General features: G+C 65.0%; 15 protein-coding genes. 9 read left to right on the plus strand and 6 right to left on the minus strand.

Translation table 11 applies throughout. The features are described from left to right. Position 1 precedes the first annotated feature (1 nt). Positions 2-1,696 (plus strand): DUF2357 domain-containing protein, encoded by a 1,695-nt coding sequence (locus AC3A3X_RS03820; protein ID WP_487581724.1) that lies wholly within the window; start codon positions 2-4, stop codon positions 1,694-1,696. A 16-nt stretch (positions 1,697-1,712) separates the two neighbouring features. After that, positions 1,713-2,162 carry a very short patch repair endonuclease gene (locus AC3A3X_RS03825; RefSeq protein ID WP_487581817.1) on the plus strand — a complete coding sequence of 150 codons (450 nt, stop codon included), beginning with the start codon at positions 1,713-1,715 and terminating at the stop codon, positions 2,160-2,162. 11 nt (positions 2,163-2,173) lie between these two features. On the opposite strand, the gene AC3A3X_RS03830 is transcribed toward AC3A3X_RS03825, so the two are convergent. The 4 genes from AC3A3X_RS03830 to AC3A3X_RS03845 all read right to left on the minus strand — a co-directional run bounded on the left by AC3A3X_RS03830 (position 2,174) and on the right by AC3A3X_RS03845 (position 7,626). Then, positions 2,174-3,031, minus strand: coding sequence for a hypothetical protein (locus AC3A3X_RS03830; RefSeq protein ID WP_487581725.1), 858 nt, complete (start codon positions 3,029-3,031; stop codon positions 2,174-2,176). A 3-nt stretch (positions 3,032-3,034) separates the two neighbouring features. Continuing rightward, complete coding sequence (locus tag AC3A3X_RS03835) at positions 3,035-4,048, minus strand: hypothetical protein (protein WP_487581726.1); 1,014 nt, start codon at positions 4,046-4,048, stop codon at positions 3,035-3,037. Between the two features lie 150 nt (positions 4,049-4,198). After that, on the minus strand, positions 4,199-6,901 hold the full coding sequence (gene aceE / locus AC3A3X_RS03840) for a pyruvate dehydrogenase (acetyl-transferring), homodimeric type (protein ID WP_487581727.1): 2,703 nt from the start codon (positions 6,899-6,901) through the stop codon (positions 4,199-4,201). A 407-nt stretch (positions 6,902-7,308) separates the two neighbouring features. Next, complete coding sequence (locus tag AC3A3X_RS03845) at positions 7,309-7,626, minus strand: hypothetical protein (protein WP_487581728.1); 318 nt, start codon at positions 7,624-7,626, stop codon at positions 7,309-7,311. Between AC3A3X_RS03845 and AC3A3X_RS03850 the strand changes: the two genes are divergently transcribed. The 4 genes from AC3A3X_RS03850 to AC3A3X_RS03865 all read left to right on the plus strand — a co-directional run bounded on the left by AC3A3X_RS03850 (position 7,625) and on the right by AC3A3X_RS03865 (position 12,975). Next, on the plus strand, positions 7,625-9,850 hold the full coding sequence (locus AC3A3X_RS03850; protein WP_487581729.1) for a TonB-dependent receptor family protein: 2,226 nt from the start codon (positions 7,625-7,627) through the stop codon (positions 9,848-9,850). The genes AC3A3X_RS03845 and AC3A3X_RS03850 overlap by 2 nt on opposite strands. Positions 9,851-10,127: 277 nt before the next feature. Beyond that, positions 10,128-12,110, plus strand: a complete 1,983-nt coding sequence (locus AC3A3X_RS03855; protein WP_487581730.1) for a SpoIIE family protein phosphatase — start codon at positions 10,128-10,130, stop codon at positions 12,108-12,110. After that, positions 12,110-12,526 carry an ATP-binding protein gene (locus AC3A3X_RS03860; RefSeq protein ID WP_487581731.1) on the plus strand — a complete coding sequence of 139 codons (417 nt, stop codon included), beginning with the start codon at positions 12,110-12,112 and terminating at the stop codon, positions 12,524-12,526. Before AC3A3X_RS03855 ends, AC3A3X_RS03860 begins: the two co-directional genes overlap by 1 nt. 62 nt (positions 12,527-12,588) lie before the next feature. Further along, complete coding sequence (locus tag AC3A3X_RS03865) at positions 12,589-12,975, plus strand: STAS domain-containing protein (protein WP_487581732.1); 387 nt, start codon at positions 12,589-12,591, stop codon at positions 12,973-12,975. Between the two features lie 154 nt (positions 12,976-13,129). On the opposite strand, the gene AC3A3X_RS03870 is transcribed toward AC3A3X_RS03865, so the two are convergent. Further along, complete coding sequence (locus tag AC3A3X_RS03870) at positions 13,130-15,427, minus strand: NADP-dependent malic enzyme (RefSeq protein ID WP_487581733.1); 2,298 nt, start codon at positions 15,425-15,427, stop codon at positions 13,130-13,132. 125 nt (positions 15,428-15,552) lie between these two features. Here AC3A3X_RS03870 and AC3A3X_RS03875 point away from each other — a divergent pair, with 125 nt between their 5' ends. Then, the gene (locus AC3A3X_RS03875) at positions 15,553-16,890 is read left to right on the plus strand and encodes a hypothetical protein (RefSeq protein ID WP_487581734.1); all 1,338 of its coding nucleotides are present in this window, start codon (positions 15,553-15,555) and stop codon (positions 16,888-16,890) included. Here AC3A3X_RS03875 and AC3A3X_RS03880 read toward each other — a convergent pair. After that, on the minus strand, positions 16,848-17,570 hold the full coding sequence (locus AC3A3X_RS03880; protein ID WP_487581735.1) for a response regulator: 723 nt from the start codon (positions 17,568-17,570) through the stop codon (positions 16,848-16,850). The genes AC3A3X_RS03875 and AC3A3X_RS03880 overlap by 43 nt on opposite strands. A gap of 142 nt (positions 17,571-17,712) precedes the next feature. Between AC3A3X_RS03880 and AC3A3X_RS03885 the strand changes: the two genes are divergently transcribed. Then, positions 17,713-18,918: an OprO/OprP family phosphate-selective porin gene (locus AC3A3X_RS03885; protein WP_487581736.1), complete on the plus strand. Its 1,206-nt coding sequence runs from the start codon at positions 17,713-17,715 to the stop codon at positions 18,916-18,918. A gap of 69 nt (positions 18,919-18,987) precedes the next feature. Next, on the plus strand, positions 18,988-19,971 hold the full coding sequence (locus AC3A3X_RS03890; protein WP_487581737.1) for a Bug family tripartite tricarboxylate transporter substrate binding protein: 984 nt from the start codon (positions 18,988-18,990) through the stop codon (positions 19,969-19,971). Positions 19,972-19,984 lie beyond the last annotated feature (13 nt).

Raw genomic sequence — 19,984 nt, forward strand, 5'->3', positions numbered from 1 at the left:
CATGGCCACCCTGTATCTGATTGATGAGAAGTCGACTCAGTCTTGGCAGGTGTGGCCAGCTGCTCAGATCCCGCCGCCGGGCGCTGTGCATGAACTTGGCAGTTATCTTTTCGAGCTCAGGGACTGTGACGCTGCCGAAAGTACTGACTTGCTACTCGATGAGCAGCGGCTGGAGGCACTGCGCGCGTCGGCGCCGGGCAGCGCCCGATGGCGCTGGCAGCCGGGCTTCCATGCTGGTGTGCTGCTGGCCGAGCTGAAAATCCCCGGCAGCGTCGGCAACCGATTTCAAGTCGTCACCGATCCGGATCTGCACAAGCTGACCCGAGGTCTTTTCGACACGATGGTGCGCGAGATCATCGAGGACACATTCGCACTCTTTTCGCTGAGCAGCTTTCGAAAATCGATAGCTCGAGGGAACGGAGGAAAGCCTCCCGCAATCGCACGCCTCGAGTTCCTGCGGTCCCGGATTGAAGAGCTGGAGAGGGTAGTTGGAGCAATTGCGCGCAATCCGCGTCGGCGCCTGACTGCACAGGAGCAAGCCGTCCCCTACCACCGCGCCAACCACGCTACAGGCGAAGAAGTCCTACGCTCATTTCGCTCTGGTAAGGTGCTGCAGGAGACAGCCTCCCCGTCCCGCCTTCCGCCGACACTGAAAGGTTTTCTGCCGGCGACCATCCGCACGCGTCGCAAGCTCAACTCAACGGATATTCCTGAGCATCGTCAAATCGGGGGCTGCCTGCGATCGTGGGCAGCATGGCTGGCTACCGCTGCCGATCAACTTGAGGCGGCATGCTCCCCCAACGACGGGGAGCATCGACGGGGTGCCGCAATCTGGGCTGCCCGTTGCCGAAACCTTGCCCGGCGGATTGCACGCCTCGCATCTGCACCGTTATTCACTGAAGGGAATTCGGCGACGTCGCAACTCACCATCACTCCGGTGTTCCGAAACGATCCGGTCTACCGTCGCTTCTACCGGCTATGGCAGGACATTAATCGCGGGATCGCAGCAATTTTCGGTGAGTTCCTGGACATGCCGCTCGCGCGGACCTGGGAGCTGTACGAACTCTGGTGCTTCCTCCGATTGCTGCGAGCGGCCGCAGAAGAATTCGGCCCCACAGGTGTTGATGCAAGCCGCCTCTTCAGCACCGATGCTGCAGGCGGCGTGACTCTCGCCGCCCGAGCCGTCACAGTACCTGTAGGGTCTGGGTGGACGCTATGCTTCCAGAAGCAATACCGAGAGTTCTGGATTGAACCAGAGGGTCGCGGCACCTACACCCGCACGATGACGCCGGACATCGTAGCCCTGTGGGAAGATGACGGACAATCAGGCGCCTCGGGACGCCTGATCGTGTTGGACGCGAAGTACCGCATCGACGAAGGCCTCAATGACGCGATCAGCTCGATCCACACCTACCGTGACGCATTGGTCAGGGAATCTGCTGGGAACATCCATGGCGTCGTTAGTTCTGCGTACCTTCTGACTCCGCACTTCGCACTCCAACCAGCAGATGAAAGCTATCGCCAGTCACAGATGCCTGGGCGCTTGTTCCGGCCGGACTATCATTCAGCATTCCGGATTGGCGCGGTCACATTGAAGCCCGGTATGTCGCCCGCAGACATAGCCACGACTTTGAGGCATATCGTGGCAGATGCACGAACACCGTCGGTACCGACCCGTGGACGTCCTGACACCTGAGCAACGTCGCCTCAACATGAGCCGCATCCGGGGTCGCGATACGAAGCCCGAGATGCTACTTCGACGTGGATTGCATGCGCGCGGGCTGCGCTTTCGGCTGCATGCCCGTGACCTTCCTGGTCGGCCGGATCTCGTATTTCCGCGATACCACGCCGTGATCCTGGTACATGGTTGTTTCTGGCACGGGCACAACTGCCCGATGTTCCGATTGCCGGGGAGCCGAGCGGACTTCTGGAAAGCCAAGATTGAGGCCAACCGTACCCGCGACAAAAAAGTGCATGCTGCGCTAATGGAGCTAGGCTGGCGCGTTGCGAATGTCTGGGAATGCAGCCTGAAAGGCCCCGCGCGCTTGCCACAGAATTGCGTCCTTCAGACGTGCTTTGATTTCATCCGCGGAAGCGATCTGCAAGTTTCCGTCAACGGGAAGTGGCCCCCTCTAAACCGCCCACCTGCTTCACCCGTTTAGGCCGCAGCGGCCTACGTCTCGTACTTTCTTACCAACGAACTGAGGGTCAAAAGACCAAGGAAGTTGCAGAAGACTCCGTTAATGATCGAGAAAAATTCGTCGGCATCGTGGAGATCCCGACTTGAGATGTTTCGCTGACCATCACCACTCCTTAAGTGAAAGAATCGATTTCTGACCATAACAAACAGGTCAAGGACTGAGCGGTACCGGACTGTGACCTGAAGCCTCGTCGGATCTTGCGAATCGAAGGCACAAAATCTGGTGACAACCGTCTTATAGAATCGCTCACCGTTTAATCCAGATCGTGAGAAATCTATCTCCAAGGCTGTATCCAGAATCGATGCCTCAATCAGCCTACCCTGACCGATGAACTTTTTGAGAAGCCCCAGCTCTCCGGCCCCACTCTCCTTGAATAGCTCTTTCAAATCGTTGAACGTCCCCACAAAATCTGTCGAGCTCGCGCAATAAAGAAGCGGAACACTGAACGACAATCGCTCCAGCGCTCTGTACAGGTGCACAAAGGCCGATGCATGCGATCCGCGCGCAGTGGCTACAAAGTAGTTCGAGAACTCGGAAAGGATGTCCTGAAAGAGCCGTCGATTGTCGGCAATTGTGACTTTCACGAAGGAATCAGTGGTGCGCCCCATGTCGCTTGCCAGGAAATCTCGCACGCAAGCAGCGCCTGACTTTGTCTGAACCACGCTCGGCCAATGAGATAGGTCTTCATTTTGCTTATGCAGGACGCCACCTCGACCAACCTCAGTGGCACCCAACAGTAGCCTCAGTAGCAAGAACTGTGATGATTTTTCGGCATTCCTCGGCAAGCGGCTTGAGAAGGCATAGTCAATCCCGTCAATCGAGAATCGCATCGTTCAGATCCAGTCGGAGAATCGGTCCAGAAGTTCAAATTCATCGACTTCTTTCAGAGAATCGAACTGCTCAATGAACCGCGACACCAACTCTCGACGGGCTCGCCCCAAGTTGACCTTGCTAACATTGATCGACGTGAAGGCCAGCTCAAACCCTTGAATCGCGCGCTCCATTTCATCATTCTGAGCAGCGGAAAGCGCAGCCATTGACTTCTTGGCGCCGACGCAGAAGCCAATGAAGTTATTCTGAACCCTGATCCAATCTCTCAGGTAATCAGACGCGCTCATTCGGTTAATCAACCCAACAACATCCGAAAACTCAATTCGCCTCGTTGGGATATCTGATTCGATGATCCTCGATGCAATCAGTTCATCCATCTTTTCCTCGATGATCTTCTGATTGTCGACATTCACAGTCTCACTCAAATAGGCGATGTAGCCCTTGATGAAATCCGACTTCTTGAACGCATCAGGAGCGCGAACGCGCGACTTGCCTTTTTCTGCAACTAGCTTGAGATCAACCTCGTCAAAGTCAAAGAACGAATCCGCCAGCACCTCGATCTGGTGTCGCGCAGACATTGGCCTCTGGCCGTTGTTGAGCGTGATCATCCGATAGAGCAGCCTGTCCCTGGATCGGGCAATTACAAAATTGACATGCAATGGGCGCTGATCGTCAAAGTCTGTATGCTGTGAGGCGCGCGCAAGAGTGTTGAGCCGCTGAATTCCATCAAGCACAAAGCCAGCGTCGATATTGGACTGAATATGTTCGAATATCTCACTTGGTGCTGCCTTTTGTGGAAAGTCTCGAACAAGCGCGATGGTAATAGGTGGCATTACACAGCCGAGCACGATGTCCTTCTCCAAACGCGCATAGAACTTTGTTTTTAGCGTGTCACGTTGGATGTTCAAACGCCCTATCAGCGGAGCCACATGGTCAAGCGCATATCGATAGGTCGTTACCCCTCCGACCACAAACCCCTCAACCACCCGATCCTCATCTAGCGTGAAGAATTCCATTGCGCCCTCGCCCAATCAAAGTGTCATCGCCCATTCTGGACCTGTCAGCAGCGCTGGCTGCTACGCGTAAGTTCCTTGTCACACCTTCGAGTGTACCCAAAGAAAAGGGGCGGCTTGGCCGCCCCCCCCTTTTAATCAATCGGAAACAGATCAAACCCCCACGGGGTTTGGCTTCTCCCCATCAATCTTGTAAGTCTTGATGGCCCGCGCCACATCCTTCCCCGTCATCTTCCCTTCCGCCGCCAGCGCCGCGATCGCAGCGTGCGCGATGTAGTACCGGTCAACCTCGAAGTGGCGACGCAGGTTCGCTCGCGTATCGCTGCGGCCGAAGCCATCCGTGCCCAGCACCGTGTAATGCATCGGCACGAACGCACGGATCTGGTCAGCGTAGGCGCGCACATAGTCGGTCGCGACGATCGCCGGGCCCTGGCGGCCTTCCAGCAGCTCGGTCACGTACGGCTTGCGCAGCGTCTTCGCTTCCGGATTCATGCGGTTCCAACGCTCGGCATCGAAACCATCACGACGCAGCTCGTTGAAGCTCGGGCACGACCAGATGTCGGCGGTCACGCCGAAGTCCTTGTCCAGCAGTTCCGCCGCGGCAATCGCTTCGCGCAGGATCGTGCCGCTGCCCATCAGCTGTACGCGCAGGTCGCCCTTCTTCGGCTTGCCGGCATCGGTCAGCAGGTACATGCCCTTGATGATGCCGTCGGCCGCGCCTTCCGGCATGTCCGGGTGGCCGTAGTTCTCGTTCATCAGGGTGATGTAGTAGTACTCGTCCTGCTGCTCGGTGAGCATGCGCTGCATGCCGTGCTGGACGATCACCGCCACTTCGAAACCGAAGGTCGGGTCGTACGCGCGGCAGTTCGGGATCGCGCCGGCGAGCAGGTGGCTGTGGCCGTCTTCGTGCTGCAGGCCTTCACCGTTCAGCGTGGTGCGGCCGGCCGTTGCGCCGAGCAGGAAGCCGCGCGCGCGCATGTCGGCCGCCTGCCAGGCGGCGTCGCCGATGCGCTGGAAGCCGAACATCGAGTAGTAGATGTAGAACGGCAGCATCGGCAGGTCGTTGGTGCTGTAGCTGGTGGCCGCGGCCATCCAGCTGGCGAACGCGCCGGCTTCGGTGATGCCTTCTTCCAGCACCTGGCCGGCCGCGTCTTCGCGGTAGTACATCAGCTGGTCGCGGTCTACCGGCTTGTACTTCTGGCCGTGCGGGGCGTAGATGCCGATCTGGCGGAACAGGCCTTCCATGCCGAAGGTGCGCGCTTCGTCGGCGACGATGGGCACCACGCGCGGGCCGACCTGCTTGTCGCGCAGGATGATGTTGAGCGCCTGCACGAACGCCATCGTGGTGCTGATCTCGCGCTCGCCGGTGCTCTTGAGCAGGCGGTCGAAGCCTTCCAGCTTCGGCGCTTCCAGCGACTGGCTCGACTTGCGCCGGCGCTGCGGCAGGAAGCCGCCGAGCGACTTGCGGCGCTCCATCATGTATTCCACTTCCGGCGAGTTCTCGCCCGGATGGAAGAACGGCACCTTGCCGTCGGCCAGCTGCGCATCCGTCACCGGGATGTTGAAGCGGTCGCGGAACACGCGCACAGCGTCGTCGTCGAGCTTCTTGGTCTGGTGGGTCGGGTTGAGCGACTCGCCGGCCGCGCCCATGCCGTAGCCCTTGACCGTCTTGGCCAGGATCACGGTCGGCATGCCCTTGGTGTTCACCGCTTCGTGGTACGCCGCATAGACCTTGTGCGGATCGTGGCCGCCGCGGTTGAGACGCCAGATGTCGTCGTCGCTGAGGCTGGCGACGAGCTGGGCGGTCTCGGGGTACTTGCCGAAGAAGTGCTCGCGCGTGTACTTGCCGCCGAACGCCTTGCAGTTCTGGTACTCGCCGTCGACGGTTTCCATCATCAGCTGGCGCAGCTTGCCGGTGGTGTCGCGCGCCAGGAGCGGATCCCAGTAGCTGCCCCACACGGTCTTGATGACGTTCCAGCCGGCGCCGCGGAACTGGCCTTCCAGTTCCTGGATGATCTTGCCGTTGCCGCGTACCGGGCCATCGAGGCGCTGCAGGTTGCAGTTGATGACGAAGACCAGGTTGTCGAGGCCTTCGCGGCCGGCAACCGAGATCGCGCCGAGCGATTCGGGTTCGTCGGTCTCGCCGTCGCCGAGGAACGCCCAGACCTTGCGGTCGGACTTGGGCATCAGGCCGCGGCCTTCCAGGTACTTCCAGTTGCGCGCCTGGTAGATGGCGGCCAGCGGGCCCAGGCCCATCGACACGGTCGGCACCTGCCAGTAGTCCGGCATCAGCCATGGATGCGGGTAGGAGCTGATGCCGCGGCCGTCGACTTCCATGCGGAAGTGGTCGAGCTGCGATTCGCTGATGCGGCCTTCCAGGAACGAACGGGCGTAGATGCCCGGCGAGCTGTGGCCCTGGACGCCGATCACGTCGCCCGGGTGGTCGGCGCTGGGTGCGCGCCAGAAATGGTTGAAACCGACGTCGTAGAGCGTGGCCGCCGAAGCGAAGCTGGCGATGTGGCCGCCGAGGTCGCCGGGCTTGCGGTTGGCGCGCACGACCATCGCCAGCGCGTTCCAGCGGATGATCGAACGGATGCGCCATTCCATCGCGTGGTCACCGGGGCTCTTGGCCTCCAAGTGGGCGGGGATGGTGTTGATGTATTCGGTGGTCGGCGAGAACGGCAGGTGTGCGCCGGCGCGACGGGTGACTTCGACCATGCCTTCGAGCAGCTGATGGGCACGCTCGGCGCCCTCGCGCTCGATGACGGCCTGGACGGACTCGATCCACTCGCGGGTCTCGGTCGGGTCCGGGTCGTTCTGGAGGATGTCGGAAATCGCGGCGTGGAGAGAAGTCATGCGTATCGCGGCCCCTATTGGCCGCGCCTCGTGTGGGGCGGGGGTTTAGAGTCCGGATTCTAACAGGGCGACACCGGTGGACCAGCCTGCTGCAATGGGCCGGAGCGTTGCGACGAAAGGGGGATTGAAAGCTTGAGATCCCTACGGGCGCGAATGGCGATGACGAGGCGTTACGGCTTCGTTACCTCTCAGCCGTCATCCCCGCGCAGGCGGGGATCCATGGACATTGCTGTCCCGGTGGGACACGAAAGACGCTGGGTCCCCGCCTTCGCGGGGATGACGGCGCCCCTTCCTCGTCATCCCGGCGAAAGCCGGGATCCATTTGCTTTTGCTCCTGCAAGGAAGGGCCACGTCCATGGATTCCCGCTTTCGCGGGAATGACGGGGGTTTTCGTTGTTTTGGGCGGTCTACCTGCTCGGCGGCGCGATCGGCACGCCCAGCACTTCGCGCTGGAAGTTGAGCATCTCCTCGCGGGTCACGCGTTCGTCGTGGTTGGCGTCCATGTGCTCGAACAGCGAGCGGGCGCCGGCAGCGTGCTCCATTGCGGTGACCACGCCGTCGCCATCCAGGTCCATGGGCAGCGGGTCGCTCGGCGGCGGCGGTGCGGCGACCGCAACGGGGGCCGGTGCGGGAGTCGGCGTCGGCGTCGGGGTCGTTTGCGCCCAGAGCCAGGCGGGTACGGCGACAATGGTCAGCATCAGCGCTATCCGGACTGCGGCTTTCATGATCCGACCTCCCAGGGACGACGGCACGGCACAAGGTATCCACCCGCCTGTATGCAGGTCTTCACGCCGCGCCGTTCGGCCGTCGGCCATCGCCGTGGCCTGCCTGCTCGCCCTGCACCCGGCCATGGCGCAGCAGGCGCCACCGCCGGCCACGACCCTGGACTCGGTCGAAGTGCTCGGCGCGCGCCATGAGCTCTCCGACTTTCCCGGTTCGGTCACCGTCATCGATGGCGACACGCTGCGTGCCGGACAGCGTCAGGTCTCGCTGTCGGAGGCGCTGGTGCGGGCGCCAGGCATCACCGTGCTCGATCGCCAGAACTATGCGCAGGACTTGCAGGTGCAAAGCCGCGGCTTTGGCGCGCGCTCGACGTTCGGGATTCGCGGGATCAAGTTGATCGTCGATGGCATTCCCTCGTCGGCGCTCGATGGCCAAGGCCAGGCGGCGAACTTTCCGCTGAGCGCGCTCGATCGCATCCAGGTGCTGCGCGGGCCGCTGGCCTTGCAGTACGGCAATGCCGCCGGCGGTGCGATCGTCGGCGAAACGGTGCTCGATGGCGAGCACAGCGCGGATGTCGACACCTGGGCCGGGTCGAATACCAGTGACCGGCTCGCCACCGGCATTGAAGGCGCCAGCGATGACGATGCATGGCGCTGGCAGGCGCTGGGCAGCTACTTCACCACCGACGGCGATCGTCCGCACAGCTCGGCCGAGCGTGCGCAACTCGATGCGATCGCGCAGTGGGTGCCAGGCGAAGGCCAGCGGCTGCGGCTGGTCGCGGGCGGCTTGCATCAGCCTTACACCGACGATCCGCTCGGACTCACCCGCGCGCAATGGCAGCGCGATCCGCATGGGACCGATCCGGTTGCCGAGCTGTTCGACACGCGCAAGCGCATCGACAACGGGCAAGCCGGTGCGCGCTGGGAGGATGCATATGCAGCGGGGCGCGAGTACTGGCTGGGTGGCTATGGCGTGACTCGTGACGTCGTGCAGTTCCTGGCGATCCCGATCGCGGCGCAGCGCGCGCCGACCAGCGCCGGTGGCGTCATCGATCTGGGCCGGCAGTCGTCCGGCGTCGAAGCCGGGCATCGCTGGGACGGCGAGCATGGCGCACTGACCCTCGGCGCCGAAGCCGGCTGGCTGCACGAGCAACGGCGCGGCTACGAGAACTTCGTCGGTACGCAGCTCGGCGTGCGCGGGCAGTTGCGCCGCGATGAGGACAACCGCATCCGCAGCAACGAGGCGTACGTGTTGGGCGATCTGCGGCCGGCCGACGGCTGGACGGTGCTGGGCGCGGTGCGTCATGCGCGACTGCACTTCTCCTCCGACGATCACTACATCGCGCCGGGCAATGGCGACGACAGCGGCAGCCTCGACTACAGCGAGACTGCGGCTTCGCTCGGTGTGGCGCGTGCGTTCGCGCAGGGCGAGGTGTTCGCCAGCATCGGCCGCGGGTTCGAGACGCCGACGGTGACCGAACTGGCGTATCGGCCCGACGGCGGCGCCGGTTTGAACTTCGACCTGCAGCCGGCGCACTTCGACAGTGCCGAGGTCGGGGCGCGTTGGCGCTTGCGTTCCGGCGACGCCAGCATCGCGGCCTATCGCATCGACGGCGAGGATGAGATCGTGCCGGCAGACAACCGCGGCGGTCGCGCCAGCTTCGCCAACGCCGGACTGACGCAACGCGAAGGCGTGGAGGCGGGCATCGAGGCGCGTTTGCACTCGCGATGGTCCTACGTGCTGACGGTCAATTGGTTGCGGGCACGCTTCACCGAGCCTTTCAGCTATCTCGTGGTCAACGGTGGCGTCGAACAGGCGCAAGAGGTGGAGGCGGGCAATCGCATTCCTGGCATTCCGCAGGCCGATGGGTACGCGGAGGTGGCCTGGAACGATGCCAGTGGCCGGATCATCGCGGCGCTGGAGGCGCGCGCCAGCGATCGCATCGCCACTGACGACCGCAATACGGATTACGCGCCGGGCTATGCGCAGTTCGCGCTGCGGTTGCAGTGGCGTGCGGCGGCTTCGGGGTGGCGGGCGTTCATGCGCGTGGACAATGTGTTCGATCGCGAGTTCGCGGGGTCAGTGATCGTCAACGAGGGCAATGCGCGGTACTTCGAGCCGGGGGCGGGGCGTGGGGTGACGGTGGGGGTTGGGTGGGGGGCCGTCGTCAATGAAGGGCCCCTTGTCGGTACTGACCTGTCATCCGTAGCGACCCGTCATCCATAGCGGGCCGTCATCAATAGTGACCCGTCATTCCCGCGAAGGCGGGAACCCAGGGACGTTGCTCTGGCATTTGGAACGGCTGTGGCCAAGGGCGACGTCCATGGATTCGCCTGCGCGGGAATGACGAGGGGTTGCGTGCGGGGGTGGAGGAAGCAACGACGCTGGGTTCCCGCCTTCGCGGGAATGACGGGTGGAGGGCGGGAATGACGGGTGCCCGTTAGCACCGGCATCACATCCCGGCGCTATGCTGCGGCCAAGGGGCTCCCCATCCGGTATCGCCATGACCCAGCTCATTGCCGAGTTGCCTGCGTCCGGTCGCGCGGTGCCCTGGTATCGGAGCCTGCGCACGCGGCTGGTGCTGTGGATCGGCGTTGGCTGCGTGGCCGTACTGCTGGCGGCGACGCTGATCGTGCAGGCGTGCTCGGCGCGGTTGCTGACCGCCCAGAGCGAACGCGAGATCCGCACGCTCGCCGAACAGACTGGGCTGGGCCTGCACGCCACCCTGGAGTCGGTCGAAGTCGGCGCCAACACGCTCGGCGAGGCCGTGCGCGGCGTCGGCCGTGATCCGCACACGCTCGATGCCCTGCTCCGCGCCACCGTTGCCGGCGACGACGACATCGCCGGGGCGATGCTGGTGCTGGAACCCGGCGCGCTCGACGACGGTGATGCCGCCTACAGCTGGTACGTGCGCCGCGAGGGCAAGGGTTTCTACACCCAGCCGATGCGCTCGCGCGGCTACGACTACCACGACCAGCCGTGGTGGAAGCGCACGATCGACGAAGGTCGCCCCTGGTGGTCGGAGCCCTACCGCAATGCCGCCACCGGCGAGCAGATGTTCGTCACCTACAACCGGCCGATCCGGCGCGATCGCGACGACCGGACGTCCAAGCCGGTCGGCATGGTCAGCCTCGACGTGCCGGTCAGCCGCCTGCGGACCCTGATCGGCCAGCAGACGCCCGACTCGCCGGTGCAGCGCGTGGTACTGAGCCCGGAACACCTGTACGTCGTGCACCCTTCGCCGGCACTGGAGCTGAAGGTGCGCCTGGACGACCGCGTACGCCAGGTCGAGGGCCGCATGCTGCAGCCGTTGCTGGACGCCGTGCGCGAGCGCCGCAGTGCCGACGTCACCTACCTCGACCCGACCACCGGCACGCGCCGCATCGGCCTGGTGCAACCGGTGCCCGACAGCCTCTGGACCGTCGCGGTCTCGGTCTCCGAGCAGTACGCGCAGGAGCAGCTGCGCAGCACGACGCGGGCGGTCATCGCCGGTGGCCTGCTCGCCGTGCTGGTCCTGGTACTGGTGTTGTGGCTGATCGCGCGACCGATCACGCGACCGCTGCTGGCGTTGACCTCGTCGGCCGGCCACTTCGCCGCCGGCGAGTTCGACTGGCCGTTGCCGCACACCACGCGGCGCGACGAAGTCGGCCTGCTCGCACGCGCCTACGACCGCGCGCGAAGCTCGATCAAGTCGCAATTGGCGGAAATCGAACGCATGGCGCGCAGCCGGCAGAAGCTCGAGAGCGAGCTGTCGATCGCGCGCGACATCCAGCTGGCGATGCTGCCGCCGGCGCCGACGCTGCGCGCCGACGGCCATTGCCTGCAGACGCATGCATTGCTGGAACCGGCCAAGGCGGTCGGCGGCGACTTCTATACGTTCTTCGTGCGCGACGAGCGCGTGTTGTGGTTCGTGATCGGCGATGTCTCCGACAAGGGCGTGCCGGCGGCGTTGTTCATGGCGCGGGCGATGACGGTGCTCGAAGTCGCCACCAGCCTGGGTGGCACGCCGGACAAGGCCTTGCGCGTGGCCGCCTCGCGGCTGGTCGAAGGCAACGACACCTGCATGTTCGCCACCGTGCTGTGCGGGGCGATCGATGCCGGCACGGGCGAGATGGTCCTGGCCAGCGCCGGTCACGAGGCGCCGGTGCTGCTGCACGCCGATGGCCGTCGCGAGTACCTCGACGTGCCGACCGGTCCGCCGCTGGGCGTCGACATCGCCGACAGCTACCCGCTCTGGCGCGGCCGGCTGCAACCTGGCGATGCGTTGGTGGCCTATACCGACGGCATCAGCGAGGCGCTCGATGGGGGACAGAATGCCTTCGGCAGCGAGCGCCTGCTGTCGGCGCTGCCTGGCGGGGCCGATGCACGGGGCCTGTGCGAGACGCTGGTGGCGGCCGCGCACAGGTTCGCCAATGGTGCCGCGCAGTCCGACGACATCACCGTAGTGGCGCTAAGCTTCGATCCATCGACCGGGGGGAATGCCTGATGCGACTGCGCCTGCAGATCCCGTGCGAACGCACGCAGCTGGGCCTGCTGCTCGATTCGATCGAGCAGTCGTTGCTTGAACATGGCATCGTCAGGGAACTGCGCGACGACATGCGCCTCATCGCCGAGGAAGTGGTCTGCAACGCGATCGAGTACGGCGGCGACGGCGGCGAACCCACGCCGCGCCGGATCGCGGTAGACATCGCCCGCGACGACGACGGGCTGCATGTGGAGTTCCGTGACAACGGCAGGCCGTTCGATCCGCTCGACCAGGAGCCGCCGGAGCTGGACGCCGACATCATCGACCGTTCGATCGGTGGGCTGGGCGTGCACCTGGTGCGCGAACTGGCGCGCAGCGTGCGCTATGTCCGCGAGGAACCGTACAACGTGCTGCACGTCGTGCTGCGTGCACGCTGATTAGAAGCCCGCTGATTGGAAGCCCGCTGATTGCAAGGCAAGTCCCCCACACGAGGTTGCCCATGGAACTCCAGATCCACATCGATCCGCCCAGCAACGGTTCGCAGCGCGTCGCCCTCGGCGGCCGCCTCGACACCCACAGCTACGCCGAGTTCGACCGCCAGCTTGAACCGCTGCTGGCCGGCATGCAGTCGTTGCTGCTCGACCTGAGCGAGCTGGTGTACATCAGCTCGGCCGGGATCCGCTCGATCTTCCGCGCGCGCAAGGCGCTGGCGGGGCATTCGGGCAAGGTGCTGGTGCTCAACCCGCAGCCGCAGATCCAGAAGGTGTTCGACGTGGTGAAGGCGGTGCCGTTGAACGAGATCTTCTCGTCGGCGGCGGAGGCCGATGCGTATCTGGATGCGATGCAGAGGAAGGTGTTGCGGGGGGATGAGGAGGATGAGCTTTAGGAGCTGCCCTCATCAGGAGCTGCCCTCATCCGCCCTTCGGGCACCTTCTCCCGCAAGCGGGAGAAGGGAATCAAAGCTTCCTCCCGCCTTACGGGAGAAGGGAACTAAAGCCCCTCTCCCGCTTGCGGGAGAGGGGTTGGGGTGAGGGCAGCCCTCAGCCCTGCTGCCCCAGCGACGCCCGAATCTGCGCATCCACCGCCGCGATCGCCGTCATGTTCACCACCCTGCGCGGCGTCGATGCCGGCGTCAGGATGTGCGCCGGCTTGTCCAGGCCCATCAGGATCGGCCCGATCGCCACGCCCTCGGTCATCACCCGCACCATGTTGTAGGTGATGTTGGCCGCGTCCAGGTTGGGCATCACGAACAGGTTGGCGCGGCCCTTGAGCAGCGTGTTCGGGAAGATGCGGTGGCGCAACTCCTCGTCCCACGCGGTGTCGGCCTGCATCTCGCCGTCCATCTCCAGCTTCGGCACGCGCTGCTTGATCAGCTGGTAGACCTTGCGCATCTTCGCCGCCGAGGCGTTGTCGTGGCTGCCGAAGTTGGAATGCGACAGCAGCGCCACCTTCGGCTCGATGCCGAACAGCTTCAGGCGGAAGCTCGCCTGCAGGGTCGCTTCGGCGATCTGCTCGGCGGTCGGGTCGCACTGCACGTGGGTGTCGAGGAAGAACCACACGCCCAGGTCGTTGATCACGCCGGTCATCGCCGCCGTGCCGGTCACGCCCGGGTCGAAGTTGAAGATGCTGCGCATGTAGCCCAGCTTCTTGTGGAAGCGGCCGACCAGGCCGCAGATCATCGCGTCGGCTTCGCCGCGCTCGACCATCAGCGCCGCGATCAGGGTCGGGCGCGAGCGCAGCAGGTTCTTCGCCGCCGCCGGCGTCACGCCGCGACGCTCGGTCAGGGCGTGGTAGGTCTGCCAGTAGTCGTTGAAGCGCGGGTCGTCGTTGATGTTGGTCAGTTCGAAATCGACGCCGGCGCGCATGCGCAGGCCCATGCGCTGGATGCGCGTGTCGATCACGTCCGGACGACCGATCAGGATCGGGTAGGCCAGGCCGTCGTCGATCACCGTCTGCACGGCACGCAGCACGGTCTCTTCCTCGCCTTCGGCGTAGACCACGCGCTTGCGGTCGCTGCGGGCGCGGTCGTAGACCGGCTTCATCACCAGGCCGGTGCGGTAGATGAAGGTACCGAGCTTTTCCTCGTAGGCGCGCATGTCCTCGATCGGACGGTTGGCGATGCCCGACTCCATCGCGGCCTTGGCCACGGCCGGGGCCAGCATCACCAGCAGGCGCGGGTCGAACGGACGCGGGATCAGGTATTCGGCGCCGAAGGTCGGCACATCACCGCCGTAGGCACTGCCCAGGTCGGACGATTCCATCCGCGCCAGCTGCGCGATCGCGCGCACGCAGGCGAGCTTCATCGCCTCGTTGATGCCGGTCGCGCCGACGTCGAGCGCGCCGCGGAAGATGTAGGGGAAGCACAGCGCGTTGTTGACCTGGTTCGGGTAGTCCGAACGGCCGGTGGCGATGATGCAGTCCGGGCGGACCTTTTTGGCGTCCTCCGGCAGGATCTCCGGATAGGGGTTGGCCAGCGCCAGGATGATGGGCTTGTCGGCCATCCTGGCCACCATCTCCGGCTTGAGGATGCCGCCGGCGGACAGGCCCAGGAAGATGTCGGCGCCTTCGACGATTTCAGCCAGGGTGCGGTGCGCGGTGTCGCGCGCGTAGCGGGCCTTGTCCGGGTCGAGGTGGTCGCGGCCGGTGTAGATCACGCCCTCGCGGTCGAAGGCGGTGATGTTCTCTTTCTTCACGCCCAGCGCGACCAGCATGTCGAGGCAGGCGATGCCGGCGGCGCCGGCGCCGGTGGTGGCGACCTTGATGCTGCCGATGTCCTTGCCGACCACTTCCAGCGCGTTGATCACCGCCGCGCCGACGATGATCGCGGTGCCGTGCTGGTCGTCGTGGAACACCGGGATCTTCATCCGCTCGCGCAGCTTGCGCTCGACGATGAAGCACTCCGGGGCCTTGATGTCTTCCAGGTTGATGCCGCCGAAGGTCGGCTCCAGGCTGGCGATGATGTCGACCAGCTTGTCCGGGTCGCGCTCGTCGACCTCGATGTCGAACACGTCGATGCCGGCGAACTTCTGGAACAGCACGCCCTTGCCTTCCATGACCGGTTTACCGGCGAGGGGACCGATGTCGCCCAGGCCGAGCACGGCGGTGCCGTTGCTGATCACCGCCACCAGATTGCCGCGCGCGGTCAGTTCGCTGGCGCAGTTGGGGTCGGCGACGATCGCCTCGCAGGCGAAGGCCACGCCCGGCGAGTAGGCCAGGGCCAGGTCGCGCTGGGTGACCATCGGCTTGGTCGCGCTGACCTTGATCTTGCCGGGCGGGCTCAGGCGGTGATAGTCCAGCGCGGCTTGCTTGAGGTCGTTGGCGGGCGAGTTGTCGGACATCAGATGGAAACCACGGGCGGGCCGTCGATTCTAGCCGCTTCCGGTGAAAGCCGAGGACGGCACGGTATGGCGCGGTTGCCGGCCGTTGCGCACAATGCCCGCTTCAAAGGGAAGCGATGGACATCATGGACGCAGGGAACGGGCGGCAATGGCGGTTCTGGCTGGCGATCCTGGCCGCGGTACTGCTGGTGCAGGCGCCACTGGTCTTCAATCCCGGCTATTTCAGCCATGACGAGCTGCAATGGGCGGCCTTTGCCGGGCAAGACGCCAACCTGATCTCGCGCAGCTATCTGTGGACTGGACTGGACAGTTTCCAGTACCGGCCGCTGACCTTCAGCCTGTGGCTGTGGCTGTCGCAGCACCTGTTCGACCACCCGTACCTCTTTCACGGCGTCATGGTTGCCTGGGGCGGCCTCAATGCGGTGATGCTGGCGCTGCTGCTGCGCCGCTTCGAGGTCCCGGCCAGGGCCGCCTTCGCCGGCGCGCTGGTGTTCGCCCTGTCCCCCTATGCCATGCAGACCCATGGCTGGGCCGGCACCATCGGCGACCTTCTCTGGGTCGGCTGTGCCCTGGCGACCGGACTGCTGGCACAGCGCGGACGGTCACCATGGTGGGTTGCCGCCGGTGCCGCGGCGCTGACCGCGATCGGCCTGCTGTCGAAGGAGTCGGCGATCGTCATTCCGGCCCTGGCCGCAATCGCCTGGCTGCTGCTCGGCCGTCCGCGCAGCTGGCTGTACGCGACCGGTGGCGCGCTGGTGCCGGTGGCGATCTACCTGTCGCTGCGGCTGGGTGTGATCCTGTTCTCGCCGCGCGAAGCTGCCAACTATGGCTGGAGCCTGGCCTTCATCCCGCTGCGCTGGCTCGAGTACCAGGTGTTCCCGCCGATCGCGACCCGCCTGGGCATCACCGGACTGCTGCCTGCAGGCTTCTCCGATGCGCGGATGTGGGTGGGCCTGGGCGTCTGGCTGGCGCTGGCCTGGACGTTCTGGCGCGCCGGTGCGCGCTGGCTGCTGGCCTTCCTCCTGCTTGGCGCGGCGGCACTGGGCCCGGTCATGATCCTGGCCGAATCGGCCAACCAGTACGGCTACGGCTACGCCGCTGCGATCGCCGGCCTGGGCGCCGCCGCGTGGGCGCGGGTCGGTCGCGGCGGTCGCATCGTGCTGGTGCTGGCGGCGCTGCTGAGCACCTGGCACGGCGTCAATGTCATGCGCCGCATGCACCAGATCGGCGAGTTGCAGTCACTCTTCTCGCCGTCGCTGGCACGCGCGGTTGCCGCCTCCGGCAACAAGCCCGTGCGGATCCGCGCAATGGACCCGGGCCAGCACTGGATATACCTCCGCCTGAGCCATGAGATCCCGAGCTACGCCGGCGTGCCGATCGGCGACCGCGTGGTGCTGGTCGCCAGCGATGCGCCGGCCGACTACGTGATCGGCAAGGACGGCGCGCTGTCGCCGCTGCGCTGAGCTGAGTCCGCGCGGCTGCCGGGCTCGATCCGGTAGCCGACGCCGCGCACGGTGACGATGCTCAGCCGTGCCGCCGCCAGCTTGCGGCGCAGGCGGCCGATGTAGGTCTCGATCGCATTGGGCCCGGCCTCGTCGTCGAAGCCGAACAGGCCATTGCCGATCTCGCCCTTGCTGACGACGCGGCCGACGCGGCCGATCAGGATCTCGAGCAGGCGGAATTCGCGGTTCGGCAGATCGACGACGGTGCCGTCGAGGGTGACCCTGCGTGCGGCGTTGTCGAATTCCAGCCCACCGATCCTGACCCGGTCCGACGCCTGCCCGCGGCTGCGCCGCAGCAGTGCGCGGCAGCGTGCATCGAGCTCACGCAGGTCGAAGGGTTTGCCGAGCAGATCGTCGGCACCGGCATCGAGCGCTTTGATGCGGTCTTCGATGCCATTGCTGGCGGTGAGCACCAGTACTGGCGTCGCATCACCGCGATTGCGCAGGCCCGCGATCAGTTCGAGCCCGTTCAAGCGCGGCAACCCGATGTCGAGAACGACCAGGTCGAAACGCTGGTAGCGAAGCACGCGCGCCGCGGAAAACCCTTCTCGCTGCCAGTCGAGCGCGTGTCCATCGCGCCGTAATCGGCAGACGATCATGTGGGCGAGATCGACATGGTCCTCCACCAGAAGAATGCGCATCGAACAGGGCCTCCTTGCACGCTGCTCCTGTCGTCCGTGTGGCGATCGCCATGACAGGTCAATGACAGGTTCGCATGTCTAGCCTGCGTCCAGCCAACGGTTTCCGAACGCGGAACCGCAGCAGACCAGGAGAAACCGCTCCATGCGAAAGGATCGCAACCGTCGATGCGCGGGCAGACTGCCCACGTTGTTGTTGCTGGCTTTGGCCGCCCCCATTGCGAATGCAGGCGACGGCGATGTGACCGGAGAGTTGGGTGGACGGCTGCACTGGGATTTCGCCGAATTCCATAACGACGACCGCGGCAACCCGAATCCGGATGGCAGCGAGTTCCGCAGGTTGTGGCTGGACCTGTCAGGCAAGTTCTACGGACTGGGCTACAAGGTCGAAGCCGACTTCGCCAACCTGCAGGACGACTTTTCCGTCAATGCGATCGAAGCCAAGGATGTCTACGTCAGCAAGGGGTTCGACGCCGGCAAGTTGACCGTCGGCCAGTTCAAGCAGCACTTCAGCCTCGACGACCGCATCAGCTCCAACTACGGCACCTTCCTCGAGCGCGGCATGTTCGCGCAGACGCATGCACCACTGTATCGCCTGGGTGCGGCCTGGCTGCACTCGGGCGACACATACACCACGGCCGCCAACGTCTACAGCCTGGAGAGCATCGACGCCTGGCAGGTCAAGGGCCGTGCCTTCGGTGGTCGCGGCACGTGGACACCGCGGATCGATGACGGCGACGTCGTGCACCTGGGCCTGTCGGCCGCGCGCGAGTACTACGACCATCCCGGCCGCGACGGTGCACCGGCATTGCGGATTCGCCCGCGCCCGGCCGGTCATCTCTCCGATGAAAGCCGCGCCACGCTGATCAACTTCGGCAACGGTCGCGACACCGACGTGACCAAGAGCTCGCTGGAGTTCGCCACCGTTCGCGGGCCGGTGCACGTGCAGGCCGAGATTGGCGATGCGCGCTATGAGGACGGGGCCCAGAGCGGTCGCGTCGATTCCGCCTATGGGCTGGTCGGCTGGTGGCTGACCGGCGAATCGGTGCCGTACGACAAAGCGGGCGGGCGCCTGGGTCGGGTCAAGCCAAAGGGCAGCCATGGCGCCTGGCAGCTGGCGTTGCGCTACGACACCATCCGCGGCCGCCAGAACCGCAACGGCAGCGGCAATAACAACGGCAATATCAGCGACATCGCGATGGACGCGACCACCGTCGGCGTCAACTGGCACCTGCGCTCGAACCTGCGCTTCCTGCTCGACTGGACCGCCAGCGACAACTACGACCACCTGCGCGCGCAGACGCTCGATCGGACCAAGGCCGTGACCGGCCGCTTCCAGTACGACTTCTGATTGCCGCCCCCGTCCAAGTGTCCGGCCGGCTTGCGCCGGTCATCCCATTGGCGCCAACCGAGACCCGACATGCCCCTGCTCCGCTCGCTGTTTTCCGCCGTCGCCGTGCTGTCGCTGCTGTTCGCAGGGCCGGCCACTGCCGATCCGTCCCGTCCCGAGTGCATCGCCCCGGCTTCGCCTGGCGGCGGCTTCGACCTGACCTGCAAACTGGCGCAGGCGGCGCTGGTCGAGGCCAAGGCGCTGTCGCGCCCGATGCGCGTGACCTACATGCCCGGTGGCGTCGGCGCGGTCGCCTACAACACCATCGTCGCGCAGCGACCGGCTGACGGTAACGTCATCACCGCCTTCTCCAGCGGTTCGCTGCTCAACATCGCCCAGGGCAAGTTCGGTCGCTACGACGAGAACGCGGTGCGATGGCTGGCGGCGGTGGGCACCAGTTACGGCGCCATCGCAGTGCGCAGCGACTCGCCTTACAAGGCGCTGGGCGATCTGATGGCCGCCCTGAAGAAGGACCCCGGCAAGGTCGTCATCGGTTCCGGCGGTTCGGTCGGCAGCCAGGACTGGATGCAGACCGCGATGCTCGCCAAGGCGGCCGGCATCAGCCCCAGGCAGTTGCGCTACGTCGCGCTGGAAGGCGGTGGCGACATCACCACCGCGCTACTGGGCGGACACATCCAGGTCGGCAGCACCGACATCGCCGACTCCATGCCGCAGGTGAAGGCCGGCAAGATGCGCATCCTCGCGGTGCTGTCGGACAAGCGCTTGAATCGACCCGGCATGACGTCGATCCCGACGGCGAAGGAGCAGGGCTACGACGTTGTCTGGCAGGTCGCGCGCGGCTTCTATGTCGGCCCCAAGGTCAGCGCGCAGGACTACGCCTACTGGAAGTCGTCTTTCGACAAGCTGCTGGCCTCGAAGGAGTTCGACCGCCTTCGCGAGCAACGTGATCTGTTCCCGCTGGCGCTGACTGGGCCGCAACTGGATGCCTACGTCAAACAGGAAGTCGGTCGTTACCGCAAGCTCGCGCGCGAGTTCGGCCTGGCCAAGCCCTGACTACAGGCACGGG

This window comes from Lysobacter sp. Soil_N_23 (genome assembly GCF_057656135.1).